General features: G+C 41.4%; 20 protein-coding genes and 2 pseudogenes. 10 read left to right on the forward strand and 12 right to left on the reverse strand.

The window, feature by feature from the left end; translation table 11 throughout:
- The first annotated feature begins 409 nt into the window (after positions 1-409).
- Positions 410-1,114, forward strand: coding sequence for a response regulator transcription factor (locus C7B70_RS07115; RefSeq protein ID WP_106368368.1), 705 nt, complete (start codon positions 410-412; stop codon positions 1,112-1,114).
- Positions 1,115-1,168: 54 nt separating this feature from the next.
- Here C7B70_RS07115 and C7B70_RS07120 read toward each other — a convergent pair whose 3' ends face one another.
- The 8 genes and pseudogenes from C7B70_RS07120 to C7B70_RS07150 form a co-directional block, all read right to left on the reverse strand.
- The gene (locus tag C7B70_RS07120) at positions 1,169-1,369 is read right to left on the reverse strand and encodes a DUF2811 domain-containing protein (RefSeq protein WP_106368369.1); all 201 of its coding nucleotides are present in this window, start codon (positions 1,367-1,369) and stop codon (positions 1,169-1,171) included.
- 387 nt (positions 1,370-1,756) lie between these two features.
- Positions 1,757-2,080 carry a DUF3082 domain-containing protein gene (locus C7B70_RS07125; RefSeq protein ID WP_106368370.1) on the reverse strand — a complete coding sequence of 108 codons (324 nt, stop codon included), beginning with the start codon at positions 2,078-2,080 and terminating at the stop codon, positions 1,757-1,759.
- 11 nt (positions 2,081-2,091) lie between these two features.
- A complete protein-coding gene (ispE, locus tag C7B70_RS07130; protein WP_106368371.1) occupies positions 2,092-3,048 on the reverse strand; it encodes a 4-(cytidine 5'-diphospho)-2-C-methyl-D-erythritol kinase in 957 nt (318 codons plus the stop codon).
- A 115-nt stretch (positions 3,049-3,163) separates the two neighbouring features.
- Complete coding sequence (locus C7B70_RS07135) at positions 3,164-3,601, reverse strand: peroxiredoxin (protein WP_106368372.1); 438 nt, start codon at positions 3,599-3,601, stop codon at positions 3,164-3,166.
- Between the two features lie 90 nt (positions 3,602-3,691).
- Positions 3,692-4,444, reverse strand: a pseudogene (locus tag C7B70_RS07140) (ABC transporter ATP-binding protein).
- A gap of 40 nt (positions 4,445-4,484) precedes the next feature.
- On the reverse strand, positions 4,485-4,664 hold the full coding sequence (locus tag C7B70_RS27600) for a hypothetical protein (protein ID WP_233220846.1): 180 nt from the start codon (positions 4,662-4,664) through the stop codon (positions 4,485-4,487).
- Between the two features lie 17 nt (positions 4,665-4,681).
- Positions 4,682-5,041, reverse strand: coding sequence for an ABC transporter permease (locus tag C7B70_RS27605; protein ID WP_233220847.1), 360 nt, complete (start codon positions 5,039-5,041; stop codon positions 4,682-4,684).
- Positions 5,042-5,312: 271 nt separating this feature from the next.
- A pseudogene (locus tag C7B70_RS07150) lies at positions 5,313-5,852 on the reverse strand (arginase family protein); the annotation flags it as partial.
- 305 nt (positions 5,853-6,157) lie between these two features.
- Between C7B70_RS07150 and C7B70_RS07155 the strand changes: the two are divergent.
- From C7B70_RS07155 to C7B70_RS07165, 3 genes are all read left to right on the forward strand, one after another.
- Positions 6,158-6,559 (forward strand): Npun_F0494 family protein, encoded by a 402-nt coding sequence (locus C7B70_RS07155; protein ID WP_106368373.1) that lies wholly within the window; start codon positions 6,158-6,160, stop codon positions 6,557-6,559.
- A gap of 95 nt (positions 6,560-6,654) precedes the next feature.
- Positions 6,655-8,133, forward strand: a complete 1,479-nt coding sequence (gene cobQ / locus C7B70_RS07160) for a cobyric acid synthase CobQ (RefSeq protein WP_106368374.1) — start codon at positions 6,655-6,657, stop codon at positions 8,131-8,133.
- A 2-nt stretch (positions 8,134-8,135) separates the two neighbouring features.
- Positions 8,136-8,372, forward strand: coding sequence for a 2Fe-2S iron-sulfur cluster-binding protein (locus C7B70_RS07165; protein WP_199192114.1), 237 nt, complete (start codon positions 8,136-8,138; stop codon positions 8,370-8,372).
- Positions 8,373-8,423: 51 nt separating this feature from the next.
- On the opposite strand, the gene C7B70_RS07170 is transcribed toward C7B70_RS07165, so the two are convergent.
- From C7B70_RS07170 to folD, 4 genes are all read right to left on the reverse strand, one after another.
- Positions 8,424-9,062, reverse strand: coding sequence for a peroxiredoxin (locus tag C7B70_RS07170; RefSeq protein ID WP_106368376.1), 639 nt, complete (start codon positions 9,060-9,062; stop codon positions 8,424-8,426).
- Positions 9,063-9,158: 96 nt separating this feature from the next.
- On the reverse strand, positions 9,159-9,614 hold the full coding sequence (locus C7B70_RS07175) for a divergent PAP2 family protein (RefSeq protein WP_106368377.1): 456 nt from the start codon (positions 9,612-9,614) through the stop codon (positions 9,159-9,161).
- A gap of 29 nt (positions 9,615-9,643) precedes the next feature.
- Positions 9,644-10,570 (reverse strand): geranylgeranyl diphosphate synthase CrtE, encoded by a 927-nt coding sequence (crtE, locus tag C7B70_RS07180; protein WP_106368378.1) that lies wholly within the window; start codon positions 10,568-10,570, stop codon positions 9,644-9,646.
- 63 nt (positions 10,571-10,633) lie between these two features.
- Positions 10,634-11,515 carry a bifunctional methylenetetrahydrofolate dehydrogenase/methenyltetrahydrofolate cyclohydrolase FolD gene (folD, locus tag C7B70_RS07185; RefSeq protein WP_106368379.1) on the reverse strand — a complete coding sequence of 294 codons (882 nt, stop codon included), beginning with the start codon at positions 11,513-11,515 and terminating at the stop codon, positions 10,634-10,636.
- Positions 11,516-11,679: 164 nt separating this feature from the next.
- Between folD and C7B70_RS07190 the strand changes: the two genes are divergently transcribed.
- From C7B70_RS07190 to mutS, 6 genes are all read left to right on the forward strand, one after another.
- A complete protein-coding gene (locus C7B70_RS07190; protein WP_146134016.1) occupies positions 11,680-12,090 on the forward strand; it encodes a hypothetical protein in 411 nt (136 codons plus the stop codon).
- Positions 12,087-12,524, forward strand: coding sequence for an NUDIX hydrolase (locus tag C7B70_RS07195; protein WP_106368381.1), 438 nt, complete (start codon positions 12,087-12,089; stop codon positions 12,522-12,524). Before C7B70_RS07190 ends, C7B70_RS07195 begins: the two co-directional genes overlap by 4 nt.
- The gene (locus C7B70_RS07200; protein ID WP_106368382.1) at positions 12,517-13,764 is read left to right on the forward strand and encodes an AAA family ATPase; all 1,248 of its coding nucleotides are present in this window, start codon (positions 12,517-12,519) and stop codon (positions 13,762-13,764) included. Before C7B70_RS07195 ends, C7B70_RS07200 begins: the two co-directional genes overlap by 8 nt.
- Positions 13,765-13,772: 8 nt before the next feature.
- On the forward strand, positions 13,773-14,285 hold the full coding sequence (locus C7B70_RS07205; RefSeq protein WP_106368383.1) for a hypothetical protein: 513 nt from the start codon (positions 13,773-13,775) through the stop codon (positions 14,283-14,285).
- Between the two features lie 31 nt (positions 14,286-14,316).
- The gene (locus C7B70_RS07210; protein WP_106368384.1) at positions 14,317-15,198 is read left to right on the forward strand and encodes an aminotransferase class IV; all 882 of its coding nucleotides are present in this window, start codon (positions 14,317-14,319) and stop codon (positions 15,196-15,198) included.
- 95 nt (positions 15,199-15,293) lie between these two features.
- Complete coding sequence (gene mutS / locus C7B70_RS07215) at positions 15,294-17,897, forward strand: DNA mismatch repair protein MutS (protein WP_106368385.1); 2,604 nt, start codon at positions 15,294-15,296, stop codon at positions 17,895-17,897.
- Positions 17,898-18,016 lie beyond the last annotated feature (119 nt).

Here is an 18,016-nt window from a genome sequence, read left to right on the forward strand (position 1 = left end):
ATAAATTTAGACTAACGTGTTAGTTAAAGTCGTTGCCACTGGTAACTAATCTTTTTGGGTAATGGCAACGGTCAAGATCGCAACGTGCAGCCTGTCTTCTATATTGGACTTTAGCATATGCTAACAGCTACGTGCAGCTATAGTTTTACCTAAATATATTGTTGTTTTAGTTCCAAGGAAAAACAGTGAGGATTTAGGATATAATTTTCGATCTGGCAACATCAGCGTTCAAAAGTAAAGGCTATAAATTGCGAAGCTCTGCGTGCTTGTGGCTCTATCGCGCTTAAAGAACGTTAACAACTGTTGGTTTTGTTAAGTTATGAGTTAATAATTAGTAAGAATACAATAACTTGAAAAAAAGTTGCATCTGCTTGTCAATCCTCTCTTTTAGTTGTACAAAGTAATGGCTATGGCTCTTGCCAAAATTCTGATAGTTGATGACGATCCGGCAATTCGTAATTTAATCCAACGCTTTTTGAGCAAGCAGAAATACCAAGTAGAATCGGCGGAAGATGGTAAAACGGCTCTAGCAATCTTCGAGCAATTTAACCCTGACTTGGTAATTTTGGATGTGAATTTGCCTGATGTGACTGGTTACAACCTTTGTGAGGAGATGCAAAAACGCACGAAGGTTTTTGTGCTGATGCTCACAAGTCGCGCCGACGAAGCCGATAAAATTCGCGGGTTTGCTCAAGGAGCAGATGACTACTTAACTAAACCTTTTGGCTTAGGCGAATTGGAAGTTAGAGTTGGAGCAATTTTAAAGCGCCAACGCACAGTTACAGCCCCAGAGAAACAGCGTTTGAGCTTTGAAAAACTGGTAATAGACCCAGAGCGACGGGAAGTAACGCTAAACAATCACCTGATTCTTTTAACTGCTTTAGAATTTGACTTGTTACGTTTTCTTGCCAGTCATCCCGGTAGAGTTTGGCGACGAGCGGAACTATTACAAGAAGTTTGGGACTACGATTATGTAGGCGATCAAAGAGTTGTAGACGTTCATATCGGTCAAATTCGCAAGAAAATTGAAATAGATGCAACACAGCCGATCTTAATTCAGACAGTGCGAGGGGTTGGCTATAAGTTTGAGGCTCCTGATCACCCTACACAATAACAGATGAAAGGAAAAACTTAGTAGCCGTCAATGCGGCGAGCGCATTTTTAGTTTCTACGAGCAGTGATGAAAGAGAGTTTCGAGATATACTCTAGCCGCGCGGCGATCGCCATCGCTATTTTGTAGCAAAAACAATGATAAAGCCGCCGCAAAAACTCGGTCTTGATCCCAATCCGGATGATTTTCTAAGTAGCTTTTGAGGGACTGGTGTAGTTCTTCGGGAATTTCCGTCAAGATGCTAAGGGTATTGCTCATTGATTACCTCGCCTTGGGCTTAAATAAAACAATCTTCCCTCTTAGTCACAAACTTAGGCTGTCAATGCTAGTGAAAGTCTAAAGGAACTTTAGAGGCAAGTGCTTTATTGTGCGCTACGAGGGGGTAGAGTTGTCAATGCTACGAAATATTGCAATTGTTTTTGCTCAAGAAAATTAGCTACGAAGTAATAGGACTTTTAGTCTATTTTTGTTACTTAACTTTATACAAACTGCGTACTTGTAGAGTTTTAATGGCAAAATAAATAATCCACAAGGAAGGTATTTGTCTTTAGCTATCGTTAAAACCTGGGGAAAACCTGGGGAAAATCTGAGGAAAAGTAAGCTTAAAAATAAGAATTACAAACTAGGGAAAATCTTTAGCTATTTTCAAGTAGACGGACGTTGTTTAAACTGTTGAACCGCAGCCTGAATAGCCAAAGCGAACAAAGCTACAGCCACAATGGCAAATATAAAAGTGGCTAAGGTACTTAAACCGACAACTAAAGTACGAACAGCAATGCTAATTTTGACAACTAGGGCATTGTCAGAATGTAGAGGTTTTTGGGCAAAACCTTGAGAGATAGCCCCTGTAACGCGATATAAAGCGATCGCCATTCCTGAAGCAATTAGCCCCCCTAGAGAGGAGCGTAGGGGGCTAGGGAGAGGCTTAGAATCGGTTGCTGGCTGTTCGGTGGGAGTGGGATCATTCATGGTTAAAATTACTAATCTTTATTACTAGACATTACTTGAATGCCTGTAGAAGTTAAACGAGCAATAAACAAATCTAAATCGCTTGGTTGTGCAAGCAGTCGTCCTTGCTGATGCACTTTTTGGGCTTGATTTTCGCTATCGCAAAGAGCAAATACCGTAGATCCTGAACCCGACATCATTGCGCCCAAACAGCCAGCATTTTGAAATGTCTCTTTCAACTGCAATATTTGCGGATAAGCTGGGATGACTACGCGCTCTAAGTCGTTGTGTAGCCTTTGACCAATTTGAAATCGATCTTCATGAATAATTGCTTGTACCATTGAGCTAGAATGAACCGCCGCCGCACGAGAAGTAAGATCCTGTTTATTGACAACGTAGGTATTGCCAAAGTTCGCGCGGTAAGTTTGGTAAGCCCAAGCAGTAGCAACATCTAGATGGCGGTATTTACCTAGCACTACATACAAATTATCTACGCTGGGTAAGGGCGAGAGCCTTTCACCTCGTCCTGTAGCGATCGCACTACCGCCAGCAATACAAAAAGGTACATCCGAGCCTAATTGACTGCCTAATTCTTCTAATTCTGACTGAGTTAATCCTAATTGCCAGAGTAGATCTAGCCCTACCAAAACGGCGGCGGCGTTGCTAGAACCTCCAGCTAAACCCGCCGCGATAGGAATACGCTTATCAATAGTAATTTCTACGCCGCCAAACTGGGCGAAAGCGTCAGGAAATTCTGCCGCCATTAATGCCGCCGCTTGATAGGCTAAGTTAGAGCGATTTATTGGTACTTGAGGATGAGAGCAACGAACAGAGATAGTATCGGTACTAAGACTTCGCAAATCAACTTGATCAGCTAAATCAATGCTTTGCAGTACCATTGCTAATTCGTGATAACCATCGGGGCGATCGCCAATTATTTCTAGATATAAATTAATTTTTGCGGGAGCGATTAAAGAATAAGAACGCATTGGGGTTGATAGTTACATTATTTTGTAGAGACGTTGCATTGCAACGTCTAAAATTCTTAGAGACGTTGCAATGCAACGTCTCTACACTAAAATTTATACCCTAGGCACACTGATTCTACAAACCTAATGTTGCCAAAACATCACTAGCATGAGTAGAAGTATTCACGCTGGAATCTACGTGAGTAATTTTGCCACTACTATCAATTACATAAGTAACTCGTTTAGCATAACCACCACCATCGACATCGTAAGCTTTAATTAAAGTTTTCTCAGTATCGGCTAGCAAGGGAAAATTGAGATTATATTTCTCTGTAAACTTTTGATGAGATCCTTCATCATCGGCGCTAACACCTAGAATTACTACATCTTTGCCCTGATACTCGGTACTTGCATCGCGGAAACCACAAGCTTGCTTAGTACAGCCTGGGGTGTCATCTTTGGGGTAGAAATACAAAACTACTGTTTTACCAGCATAGTCAGATAGCGAAACAGTGTTGCCATTGGTGTCTTTGACGGTAAATGCTGGTGCATTTGTGCCAACTGCTAAAGCCATAGTATGCCCTTAATATCAAGTTTTCTAGTCCTCGATATTTATAACAGTTTTCTTTGGTGCAAATACATCTATCTAGGCGGCGATCGCACTCTAGGGGTTTCCGCGTAGCAATTCCATTAATTCATCTCGGTAATCGTGAAATATAGAGTGGCGCTTAACTGTAACGTTGCGATCGGGTAATTTAATTGACATTTCCTTGTTGATCGTACCGGGACGCGCTGTTAAAGCATAGATTCGATTCGAGAGAAATACTGCTTCTTCTACGTTGTGGGTAATCATAAAAATTGTTAAGTTGGTTTTTTCCCAAAGCTCTAACATAAATTGGTGCATGGATTCTTTGGTATGGACATCTAACGCGCCAAAAGGCTCATCCATCAACATTACTTTTGGCTCAGAAGCCAAAGCACGAGCGATCGCGCAGCGTTGTTTCATCCCGCCCGATAGCTCTTTTGGTAAGGGTTTGGCAAAGTTTTCTAACCCCACTACTCTTAAATAATAGCTGGCTTTTTCGCGGCGCTCTTTTTTGGACAATCCTTGTAACTTCAGCCCAAATTCTGTATTTTTTTGGACGCTCATCTAGGGATAAAGCGTGTAATGCTGAAATACCATTCCTCGGTCGGAGCCAAAGCCAGTTACGCGCCTCCCGTCAACTTTAACTTCTCCAGTGGTGGGGCTATCTAATCCGGCAATTTGACGCAATAAGGTAGATTTGCCCGATCCTGATGCTCCTACAGCGCAGATAAATTCACCGCGTGCGATCGTCATATTGATATCCTTCAAAACGGCTGAAGAGCCTTGCTTTGTCTCAAAGTTTTTGTGTAAGCTATTGACTTGTAGATACATGATTTGACCCTGGTTGTTTGGTAGACGATCAACGGTAGATTTATCTTTTTTGACTTGCCCAGCTACATAAAATCCTTAATAAATATTGAACTAGCAAGTCAAAAGTCAGTCCAATCACAATTAACCCCACAAAAATTTCATCAGTTTTCAAAAACCTTCCTGCAACGCTGATTCGCCGCCCTAAGCCTTCATTGGCGGCAATTAATTCCGACACAATCACCCATTGCCAAGCGGCGGCTAAGTTAATCTGACAAGCATCAATAATTCCTGGGATAACGTGGGAAAAATTACCTGCAACAATGTCTGTATCCGATTTCCACCCAAGGTATAGGTTGCCTCAATCAAGTCTTTGGGTACAAATTTGACTGTATCCATGACCATCAAAGAGTTGAAGAAAAATACGCCAATGAAGATTAAAGTAATTTTTGGTTCTTCGCCAATCCCCAAATACAAAATTAGCAACGGAATAAAAGCAGGCGCAGACATATACCGGACTAAACCAAATAAAGGTTCTAGCAAGGCTCTAATACTGGCAAAACTGCCCATCAATACGCCTACATAAATCGAACATACTGCCAGCGAAAACCCTACGCCCACCCGTCACAGACTCGCTACGGTATCTTTCAATAACTCTCCCGTACCCCACAAGCGCCCAAATGCCCCCAATACTTTCGCCGGAGAAGGCAAAAAATTTGGATCTACATTGCTAAAAGTAGTTACTATAGCAATCCTAGATGAGTTGAAGAAAAGTGAGTATTTAACTATTGTGAATAATGAATGTAGCATTTAAGAACTAATTGAACAATGGACGAACTGGTCAAGTTTATTGAGAGTAATCCTGACTCCAGGCAACTCAAACGAGCCTTAGCAATGCAAATGGCAATGCGCCAGAGCTAAAAATGTGAGCAATTCCTTTAAAAATTTGGTCAAAAGATTTTTCATTATTAGCGGGAATTGTAAAAATATTGCCCACATCACATAAGGTAATTTGTTCGCGCAAATATACCCCTAATTCAAAACTATAAGGGGTATAAAGAGCCGAAATGCGCCGGATTCCTTGAGACCCGAAACGAGTACCGGGGCGATAAGTTGTGCCAGAATCATGAGGTACGCCAACAACTGCTACATCAAATTCGCCAACTCTACGGACATCTTCAATATAAAGAGCTTTTAAAAAAGCATTGATTCCCGCATAATGAGGTAATTCACCACGAGAAAAAGTAGGAATAGAGCGATCGCCTATACTTTCTACTCCTTCTAAACCAAATTCTAAGCCCTTAGAGACTTCTTGTTACCAACCCGTTAAAGGTAACTGTCTTTCGCTTTCTAAGGCTCTTTCCGCCTCGCTAGGGGGTTGCTGAGGATGAGATTCTAAACTTTTTTCTAATGGGTGATCGCGTTCGGTCATTTTAACTGCTCCCTGGTATAAAACTGCACTTTGTCAACAAAAAACCCAGGAGTCAACAACAGTTGTATAACTGTTATTGGTTCTCCCGGGTTTTTCTCCCGCCGTGTAACTAATATTCTTATGAATGTTAGTCGCTTCTCTTGTACCTGGCGCTTAAATTTCCTGATGCAAGGGAAAATTTAAAACGGAACCCTAGAAGCCAATTAAGTTTTTTGCTTTTGCTAATAATCTAAACTATTAGTAGTCAGTGCTAATTGACAGTAATACCAATAGTTTCTCGATGTAAATGTATTTATAATTACAAAATGGCAACTATTGAATCTAGAAGTAATAATTCCATAACGTATTCCCCAAAAACGATCGCTAGAGCCAAGCAAAGTTTATTTTGTTCGCCTTTTAAAGAGCATCTGCTAGCAAAGATGCGTCACCAAAGCGTACCGATTAATGCGATCGCTTCTGTTGCGGGAGTGGAAAATGGCTATACTCGACGAGCTATATCAGAACTTGCCGCCGACAATGCCCTAGGATGGTTAATTCAAGTCGGGATACTCCGCCGCGAAGTAGATGGACAAGGAATTACTGATAGTTTTCGCCTTACACCCCTGGGTAGTCAGCTAATCGAGCAATATACAGCTAGTAATTGGCAACCATCCTGGCGCGATCGTTTGTACAATGCGATAAATCAGTGGTTGAGATGGCCGTTTTAAAAATTGGTTGTAGTTAATAGTTAAAACTAAGCAGGAACAGGGAAGAATAAAACAGACGGGGCATTTTTAATTGGTATTTTTCCTAATAACTGCTTATGAAATCCTTAATGGTAGTGGGAACAACCTCCCACGCTGGAAAATCTCTACTAACTACAGCTATATGTCGAATCGCCGCTCGTCGTGGCTGGCGAGTAGCACCTTTTAAGGGGCAAAACATGGCGTTGAATGCCTATGTAACCGCAAGTGGGGGAGAAATTGGTCACGCGCAAGCAGTACAAGCTTGGGCCGCCGGGACGCAGCCAACTATCGATATGAACCCAATTTTGCTTAAACCCCAAGGTGATATGACATCTCAAGTCATCCTTAAAGGTAAAGCAGTAGGTAAAGTGGGAGCGGCGGATTACTACGAGCAGTATTTTGATATAGGCTGGCAAGCAATTCAAGAGTCTTTGCAGCATTTAAGTACAGAATTTGATTTGATTGTGTGTGAAGGTGCGGGGAGTCCAGCAGAAATCAATCTCAAACACCGCGATTTAACTAATATGCGGGTGGCAAAACATCTTAATGCGCCAACGATTTTAGTAGTAGATATCGAGCGCGGTGGGGCTTTTGCTCATGTAGTAGGAACTTTAGCTTTATTAGAACCAGACGAACGCGCTTTAATTCGCGGGATTGTTATTAATAAATTCCGAGGAATGCGCTCGATTTTGCAACCAGGGATTGAATGGTTAGAAAAATATACAGGTATTCCTGTAATTGGGGTGATCCCCTGGCTAGAACAGGTATTTCCCGCCGAAGACTCGTTAGATTTATTTGAGCGCAAAACGTCGGCTTTTCAAGGGGATTTGAATATTAGTGTTCTGCGCCTACCACGAATTGCTAATTTTACTGACTTCGATCCACTAGAATCGGAGCCTACGGTGTCTTTAAAATATATTCATCCCAAACAAGACTTAGGACACCCTGATGCTGTAATTATTCCAGGGACTAAAACTACTATTGCTGACTTGCTATTGCTGCAAAAAAGTGGCATGGCTGAGGCAATTAAAAATTATGCCGCTTCCGGTGGTACAGTTTTGGGTATATGTGGCGGCTATCAAATGATGGGGCAGTACTTAACCGATCCCGATCGCCTAGAAAGCGAATACCTCAAATGCGAGGGTTTAGGATTATTGCCGATTAGAACTATGATTACCGATTACAAAGTTACCAAACAAAGACAAGTAACTTCAAACTTTCCTCAAAGCGGCTTACCTGTCGCTGGCTATGAAATTCATCAAGGGCGATCGCGTTTGGTTGAACCTGATGCCATAACAAGCGATTACAACCCCTTGTTTGACGATCCAAATTTAGGGTTAGTAGATAAAGATCAATTAGTTTGGGGTAGTTATTTGCACGGATTATTTGATAATGGCGCGTGGCGACGGGCTTGGTTAAATCGTCTTCGGCAGCAACGAGGTCTAAAATCCTTACCTACAGGCATTCCCAATTACCGAGAGCAACGAGAAAGTATGCTTGATACCTTGGCAACTAGCATTGAAGCTCATTTGAATTTAAACGATATTTTGAAGTAAAAATCATGGTTTCTGTACAGTTTTTACCAGACAATATCACCACCCAAGCAGAAGTTGGAGAACTGATATTAGATGTCGCCGAGCGGTGTGGAATCACGATCTCTACAGGCTGCATGATGGGTTCTTGCCATGCTTGCGAGGTAGAAATAGATGACGATCCTATTTGTGCTTGTATTACTGCTGTACCGAATGGGCGATCGCATTTAACGATTAATCTATATAGTGATCCTACTTGGTAGATAGGATAAAACCTGACAAGTTTTGATTGTCAGGTTTTATCCTAGTGAAAATTATTTATTTGGTTGGGGAGTCATCCGCAAATAAGGCTTGATTTCTTCGTAACCTTTGGGAAATTTTTGTTTTAACACTTCTGGATCTTTAAGTGATGGCACGATTACACAGTCGCCGCCATCTTCCCAATTAGCCGGAGTTGCTACGCTGTAGTTGTCCGTTAGTTGCAAGGAATCAATCACTCGCAAAATTTCGGCAAAGTTGCGCCCGGTACTAGCCGGATAGGTAAGCGTCAAACGCAGTTTTTTCTGAGGATCGATGATAAACACTGATCGCACAGTTAAAGTATTGTTGGCGTTGGGATGGATCATATCGTACAAGTCAGAAACTTGGCGATCGGGATCGGCTAAAATCGGGAAGTTTAGTTTAGTTCCTTGAGTTTCTTCAATATCTCCTACCCAGCCTTGGTGAGATTCAACATTGTCAACGCTTAGGGCTAAGGCTTTAACATTACGTTTGTCAAGTTCTGGCTTGAGATAAGCGACTTGTCCAAGTTCTGTCGTACAAACTGGGGTAAAGTCCGCCGGGTGAGAAAATAGCACTACCCAACTATCTCCTGCCCATTCGTATAAATCAATATCGCCGTGAGTCGAAGCTTGTTTAAAGTTAGGGACGGTATCGCCTAATCTTAGTGCCATAAATCGTTACCTCTGCTTAAATCCTGTTATTTACTTTAGGATCATGACATAAAAGCCCGGTTTTCCGGTCGGATTGTCGCGGATTTGAATAAAATTTTAATACGCCGGGGCAGCTAACGCCGAAATAGTTACGCCCAAAACAGAGCCGATAATCACCTGAAAAGGTGTATGTCCGAGCAATTCTTTAAGTTTGTCTTCGTTAAATTCGTGGTCTTTGCTAAATAATTCGTCAATCATTTGATTGAGAATCCGGGCTTGCTTTCCGGCGGCTTGACGTACTCCGGCAGCATCATACATGACAATAGCAGCAAAAATAGTAGCGATCGCAAATTCGGGACTTGCCCACCCGGCGGTTTGTCCGACACCTGTAGCTAAAGAAGTTACCAGCGCCGAGTGAGCGCTAGGCATTCCGCCTGTAGTAACTAAAACGCGGACATTAAACTTGCGATTTTTAGCTAAGTCAATAACTAGCTTTGAAGCTTGCGCGATAAGACAAGTTATGACAGCAATGTATAGCACGCTGTTATTTAAAATGTCGCCAAAGTCCTGCATGGTGTTTTAAAAAAGATTGATTTTTAAGGTTAGTGAGTGCGGCTAGTGATATAGTGAGCGATCGCAATTAATGGGATCGCTTTGGCTCCAAATGGCTCTAACTGAGCTATAGCAGCAGTAATTAGCTGTTGTGCTTGATTTTGTGATTCTTCTATACCCCACAAGCTAGGATAAGTTACTTTCTGTGCTTGTAAATCTTTTCCGGCAGTTTTGCCTAATTGTTCTTGCGTCGCCGTGATATCCAAAATATCGTCAATAATTTGAAATGCCAAGCCAATATTTTGCGAGAAGTGAGATAGCCTTTGCAAGTCTGACTCTTGCATTCCTGCCAAAATTCCCCCACAAACAACACTAGATTCTAGTAATACTGCGGTTTTATGGTTGTGGATAAAATTTAAGGTTTCTAAAGAGACATCAGCTTTTCCCTCCGATTCTAAATCTACCACCTGACCTCCCACCAGTCCCGCCGCACTTACCGCCCTTCCTAGCTTTGCTATTACCTGTAAAACTTGCGCTGCTGGGACGTTTTGAGTATTAACGGCAACAAATTCAAAAGCATAAGCTAGTAACCCATCACCAGCTAAGATCGCAATATCTTCGCCATAGACTTTATGATTAGTCAATTTACCCCGGCGATAGTCGTCATTATCCATCGCTGGTAAGTCATCGTGAATCAATGACATGGTATGAATCATCTCTAAAGCACAGGCGGTAGGCATCGCCATCTCTACCGTACCTCCAGCCATTTCACTTGTAGCAAGGCAAAGAATCGGACGCAACCGCTTTCCACCCGCTAGTAAAGAGTAGCGCATTGCCTCGTATATCTTTTCTGGGTAGACAACACAAATACTCTGGTCTAAAGCTGCTTCTACAAGGCTTTGATACTCTTGCAAATAAGCTGATAAATTAAACTGGGTTTTTTGTAAAGTCATTTGCAGATTATCCATTGCTACCATCGGTTGATTCCTCAAGCTGCTGTTATATCCGTAATAATTCTACGGGGATTTGGGCAACATAATTTAGGAAATTTTATGGTATTGGCGATAGCTAAGTACAGTATTTTGCAGCAATATCGCTCTAGTCATCGGGCCAATACCGCCGGGGACTGGGGTAAGGTAGGAAGCGACTTGTTGCACTGAGGCAAAATCTACATCTCCAACTAAACGACTTTTGCCTGTACTTACATCTGTAATACTATTAATACCCACATCAACCACCACCGCCCCCGGCTTCACCATTGAGGAAGTAATTAATCCTGCGTACCCTACGGCGGGGATAAGTATATCAGCTTGCTTAGTAATAGATTCTAGGTCATGGGACTTAGAATGAGCCACTGTGACCGTAGCATCAGCTTCTAATAGCATCAGTGCTAAAGGTTTCCCTACTAAAATACTTCTACCGACAACAACAGCTTTTTTGCCCTTCAGTTCAATATTGTATTCCTGCAACAAGCGCATAACTCCCGCAGGTGTACAACTGCGTAAACCGGGTTCTCCTCTTAGCAATCGTCCTAAATTAAGCGGGTGCAATCCATCAACATCTTTGTTAGGCTCTATTTTGTGTAGTAGGGCAACCGCATCTAAGGGTTCTGGTAAAGGTAACTGTACCAAAATTCCGTCTACTCGTTCATCTTGATTAAGCGCCTGAATTACTCTTTCTAATTCATCTTGGCTAGTATTGGCGGAAAAATGCTGACCAAAGGATGTAATTCCGACGTTTACACAGTCTCGCTCTTTATTTCGCACATAGGCAGCGCTGGCGGGGTTGTCGCCGACCATAATTACAGCTAAACCAGGACTACGCCCTATTTGCGGTGTCAAAGCTTTAATTTGGTCTACTAACTCTGTTTGTAATTTTTGAGCTAAAGCCTTACCGTCTAATAATTTAGCTGTTGTATTCATTAAGATTACACCTGGATTTTTAGATAAAACTATTTAATCAATTAACATCTTTTTTAACCGTTGCAAAGCTATTTTTATTTGAGATTAAAATATATTTATCTATATTTTGGATGTTGACAATAAAAATTTAACGTTGTACTCCTAATTTACTTATATATTTTTATATGAAAACTCAACCTATGAGAATGTTTTATCTACTTACTTTTAATCTTTTTATAGTCGGCGGCTTAATGAGTTGTAGTAGTTTAGGAAAATCTACCTTTAATGGCATCAATCTTGGAAATGTAACTGATATTAGCAATATCAAATCTCCCAACAATCAAGGAACAGTCTATCTCCAAGGACAAGTAATTAATATTGTGCCACTATCAGAACCTTGGCAAGCTTATCAAATGAGAGACTCTAGCGGGACAATTTGGGCGATAACCAGTCAAAAAGGTTTGAAAATCACAGATAAGTTGTTAATTAAAGGTAATCTTCGTTACCAAAGCATTCCGGTAGTAACGGAAGAGTTGGGCGACTTTTACGTTGAGGAACAAGAAAGAATTGAACATACCCCAGCATCACAGTTATGAGCAATTCAATTGTACGAGTAGCGATCGCAATTCTCTACCAAAACGACAAATTTTTGATGCAGTTGCGCGACGATATCCCCAATATAGTTTATCCCGGACACTGGGGTTTATTTGGCGGACACCTAGAACTAGGGGAAAGTCCAGAAGTTGCAGTAAAAAGAGAACTATTAGAAGAAATCGGTTATACGCCACCAAACTTACTAGAATTTGGCTGTTATCCAGACGAAAAAGCTATTCGCCATGTTTATTATGCGCCACTAACTATAAAACTAACTGATTTAGTTTTATTAGAAGGTTGGGACATTGATTTTTTGACAATTGATAATATAAAACAAGGTAGCTATTACTCAAAAAAAGCTAAAGGTGTATATCCGTTAGTTTTTACTGCCCAAAAGATTTTATTAGATTTTATAGATAAAATAAGTAATGCTTAAGAAACTCATACTTAAAAACTGGAAAAGTTATCGTCATGCTGAACTATTCATCGATCCACTAACAGTTTTAATTGGTACAAATGCTAGTGGAAAATCAAACGCTCTTGATGGGTTAGAGTTTCTAAATAGAACTGCATTAGGGAAAGAGATTCAAGCAGCTTTATTAGGTAATGAAATACTTTCTGCTATTCGGGGTGGTGTAGAATGGGCAGCATTTAAACCTGAAAGCCAGTTTACATTAGAAGTATTAGTTCAAGGTAGCAATGAGCGGGTAGACTACTTCTACAGCATTACTGTAGAAACCAAACCTCGCGTTCAACTTTTAGCTGAGTCTCTAGTAAGAATTACAAAAAGACCAAAAACAGACAAAAATCCTCATAAAATTTCCTTGTTTCAAACGGATATATCCTCACCAGATAGTCCTAGTATAGTTGCACGACTTTACAATACGAAGAAGGGTAAGCCTAAAGAGGTAAGAAGATCTAATTCTATACTAAGTCAGCTAACAGGTTTAGCTTCTATTTCTCAAGAAATTACTGAAGGTATCAGTATAGTTTCCCAAGTTTTACAAAACATTTTTATTCTAGATCCTATTCCTTCAAAAATGCGCTCTTATTCACCTTTATCTGACCATATACTTAGCGATGCTTCTAATATTGCTGGTATATTAGCAGCTTTAGAGGAACCAGAAAAAAGCCAAGTAGAAACAGAAATAACTAAATATGTGACAGATTTACCAGAACGAGATATTCAAAAATTATGGGCAGAACCAGTAGGTAAATTTAATAGTGATGCAATGCTGTATTGTCAAGAAATGTGGGTACAAAATCAAAAACCTACACTTATAGATGCGCGAGGGATGTCTGATGGAACGTTGAGATTTTTAGCAATTCTTACCACCCTATTAACACGAACAGAAAATAGTCAAGTAGTAATTGAAGAAGTAGACAATGGGCTTCATCCATCCCGTTCGGAGTTGCTGATAAAGATGCTTCGAGAAATAGGAGAACGCAGGCAAATTGATATATTAATTACAACTCACAATCCAGCTTTATTAGATGCTTTAGGTTCAGAAATAGTACCTTTTGTAGTTGTAGCGCACCGGGATAGTGAAACGGGAGAAAGTAAGTTGACGCTGCTTGAAGATATTGAAAACTTACCTAAGTTAATGGCATCGGGAACCTTGGGTAAAATAACATCCCAAGGTTCTCTAGAAAAAAGCCTTTCTAGTGTTAATTAGCTACAACTATGAAGAAAGTGCTAATTATTGACACTTCTATTCTGTGTGTTTATTTAGAAGTTCCTGGAAAAGACACTTGTGGGTCTGACAAAGACCGATGGAATAAACAGCGCGTTGATGACTTATTAAAAAAAGAAATACAAAAATCAACAATATTTGTGCTTCCCTTAGCTGCAATTATAGAAACTGGCAATCACATCGCCCAATCTGTAACAGAACACCGCTACAAAATAGCTCAAGATTTGGCTGAAATTATCCTCAAAACAGCAAAAGAAGAAACCCCCTGGGCAGCATTTACTGAACAATCAGTTCTTTGGGATATACAAGGACTAAAAAATTTAGCGGTGGAATGGCCCGAACTAGCAGCGCAAAAAATTTCTATCGGCGATGCTACCATCAAATCTGTAGCCGATTACTACGCTAAAACGGGTTTAGAAGTAGAGATACTAACGGGCGATGCGGGACTGAAGGCTTACCAGCCAGTAACTCCAGTTTCAACTCCTCGCCGTCGGAGAAGTTAACACTTGATTTTTCACTAAAACTAACGATTAAATGAATTTTACTCCTGCCGCGATCGCCTGGCACAATGGTAAACTTGTCGAACGCGAACAAGCTGCCCCATCCATCGCCAGCCATTCTCTACATTTAGGTGTTGGCGTGTTTGATGGCATTATGGCTTACTGCAATAGCGATTGTTATTACATCCATCGTCTAGAAGCTCATTTAGACCGTTTGCGTTATGGCTCGTTGCAGATGGGATTAAAATTTGATTGGTCAAATAAGGAGCTAGAATCGGGACTATTGAGTTTATTGGACTCAATACCGCCGAATAATTACTACATCCGCCCAATTGTCTACCGTAGCGGAGCCTATCTCAACTTTAGCGATGATATGCCTGTAGATGTGACTATTTTGGCAGTAACTATCGCCCGTGACGAAGCTACACCCCTTACTTGTCATATTTCAAAATACGAGCGCGTTTCTAGCAAAGCAATTCCGGTAACGTGGAAGATATGCGGAACTTATGTAAATAGCTACCTTAGTCGCCGTGCTGCTCAAAGTGAAGGTTTTAATGATGCCATAATGCTTGATGGGGATGGTTTAATTACTGAAGCCACCGCCGCTAATATTTTTTTCTTGCAATCTAACGCCGTTGTTACACCAGCACTTAATGCTAATATTTTTCCTGGGATTACCCGCGCTACGTTACTAGACATAGCTAAGTCAATAAATATTGAAGTAGTAGAGCGCGATATTTTACCTAATGAATTAGGAAGCTTTGAGGGCGCTTTCTTAGCTGCAACTATGATGGAATTGAAGCCCGTAGCCAGCATTGAAAACCATAAATACAATACCTGTAACCATTCACTGTTTAAGCATTTTTTGCAAGAATTTCGCCAAATTACCCACCAAAAGCCCAAAAATCTTAGTTAACTGTTTAACAAATCCTTTCTTTTCGGTCGCGTAAGCGCCACAGCAATTAAATCCATGCGATAAAGTCAATATTGAGCAAACTGCAACCTCTAGTCATGAACGTTTCCTCCTCTCCATCATCGCCAGACTCTAATCAAGGCGAACATACAATGCCTAACGCCGATTATCGAGAGTTAGAGCGGAAAAAACTCAGCCCGATGATGCAGCATTATGTTGAAATCAAAGAGCAGTATCCTCACGCGCTGCTATTGTACCGAGTTGGTGACTTTTTTGAAGTATTTTTTCAAGATGCTTGCACGGTTTCCGAGCAATTAGAGCTAGTTTTAACTAGCATTCAAGCAGGTAAAGAAATTGGACGAGTACCAATGTCTGGCGTACCTCACCATGCCATAGACCGCTATTGTGCCATGTTAGTTGAAAAAGGATTTGCGATCGCAATTTGTGACCAAGTAGAAGATGCGTCTGTAGCGGCGGCGCAGAATCGCCAGGTAAAGCGCGAAGTAACAAAAGTCATAACTCCTGGTACATTATTAGACGAAGGAATGCTCAATGCTCGGCGCAACAACTTTCTCGCCGCCGTTGTCATTGCTGGAGAACATTGGGGTTTAGCTTACGCAGATATCTCTACGGGGGAATTTCTCACTACTCAATCGAGTGGATTAGAGCATTTAAACCAAGAATTGATGCGTTTGCAGCCGTCAGAAGTCTTATTTCCCACCAATGCCCCCGATTTGGGTAGTTTATTACGTCCAGGTGAGAAGTCCGCACACTTGCCTAGCTGCTTGCCTAGCTGCTTTTGCTATGCCATGCGTAGTCAAACCCCTTTTACACAAGCCGAAGCTCGAAGTCGGCTATTGCAGCGCTTTAAAATGCGTAGTTTAGAAGGAATTGGCGCTGAACAATTGCCCCTAGCAGTACGGGCGGCGGGGGGATTGCTGGAATACCTAGAAGCTACCCAAAAAGAAAACCCTGTAGCACTCCAATTATTGCGGACTTATACAATTACAGACTTTTTGATTGTTGATAGCCAAAGTCGTCGCAATTTAGAAATTACTCAAACTGTCCGCGATGGGATTTTACATGGTTCTTTGCTGTGGGCAATTGATAAAACCAGTACAGCAATGGGTGGTAGAGCTTTGCGGCGTTGGTTTTTGCAACCATTGCTAGATATTAAAGGAATTAAAGCGCGCCAAGATACCATTCAAGAATTAGTTGAAGATACGGCGCTGCGTCACGATTTAAGGCAACTATTGCGGCAAATTTATGACTTAGAAAGGTTAACCGGACGCGCGAGTTCGGGAAGTGCCAACGCGCGAGACTTGGTTTCTTTAGCCGATTCTTTATTAAAACTACCGGAAATAGCTCGGTTAGTAGAAAATGCTAAATCGCCTTATCTGAAAGCTTTGCAAAAAGTACCGCCAATATTAGAGCAGTTGGGGCATCAAATCCACGCTCACTTAGTAGAGTCTCCCCCTTTGTATCTTACTGACGGTGGTTTGATTCGCAGTGGCATCAATTCTCAGCTTGACGAGTTGCGCCTAACTGTCGAACAAGACAAACTATGGATTGCGAACTTAGAAGTTGACGAAAAAGCAAGTACGGGAATCCCTACACTTAAGGTCGGATTTAACAAAACCTTTGGTTACTACATTAGCATCTCGCGATCGCGCGCTGACCAAGTTCCGGCTCATTATATTCGCAAGCAAACTCTTACCAATGAGGAGCGGTATATTACGCCAGATTTGAAAGAAAAAGAAGCACGAATTTTGACGGCAAAAGATGACCTCAATCGCCTAGAATACGAAGTTTTTTCCCTTTTACGTCAAGAAGTTGGGGAAAGTGCGGAGATTATTCGCCATACTTCTCGCGCGGTGGCGGCGGCGGATGTATTGTGTGGTTTTGCTGAAGTAGCGGTTTATCAAAGCTACTGTCGTCCGCAAATGGTAGAAGGGCGAGAAATTAGCATTATTGATGGTCGTCATCCTGTAGTTGAGCAATCAATCCCATCAGGGTTTTTTGTGCCAAATTCAACAATGCTAGGATGGGAAGCAAATAGCCAAGAAGTTCTAGAAAAGCCGGATTTGGTGATTTTAACTGGACCAAATGCCAGTGGCAAAAGCTGTTATTTACGGCAACTAGGATTAATTCAGTTAATGGCTCAAGTAGGTTGCTTTGTTCCGGCAAAACAGGCAATACTCGGAATATGCGATCGCATTTTTACTCGTGTAGGCGCAGTAGATGATTTAGCTACCGGGCAATCTACTTTTATGGTAGAAATGAACGAAACCGCTAATATCCTCAATCATGCTACGTCTAAGTCGCTGGTACTATTAGATGAAATTGGGCGCGGTACGGCAACCTTTGACGGACTTTCGATTGCTTGGGCAGTGGCGGAGTATTTAGCCCAAGAAATTAAATCAAGAACTATTTTTGCTACTCATTACCACGAAATGAATGAATTAGCCTCAATGCTGCCAAATGTCGCTAATTATCAAGTGACAGTAAAAGAATTACCCGACCAGATTATATTTTTGCACCAAGTTCAACCCGGTGGCGCAGATAAGTCTTATGGCATAGAAGCGGGAAGGTTAGCGGGTTTACCGCCAACAGTGATTATCCGCGCCAAGGAAGTAATGGGACAAATTGAAAAGCATAGTAAAATTGCTATCGGACTAAGAACACAAATTAACGAGTTGTAAAGAAGTGGCAGAGGTGGCGATCGCCTAGTTAAGATGGCATAAGTCAAAAGAAATAGTCACCTTTGTTACACTTGATTACAGATTAGGTAATACGCAAAAGCAACGTGATAATTTCTAAT

The organism is Chlorogloea sp. CCALA 695, from assembly GCF_003003885.1.
In the GTDB taxonomy this organism is placed as follows: Bacteria; Cyanobacteriota; Cyanobacteriia; order Cyanobacteriales; family Chroococcidiopsidaceae; genus Aliterella.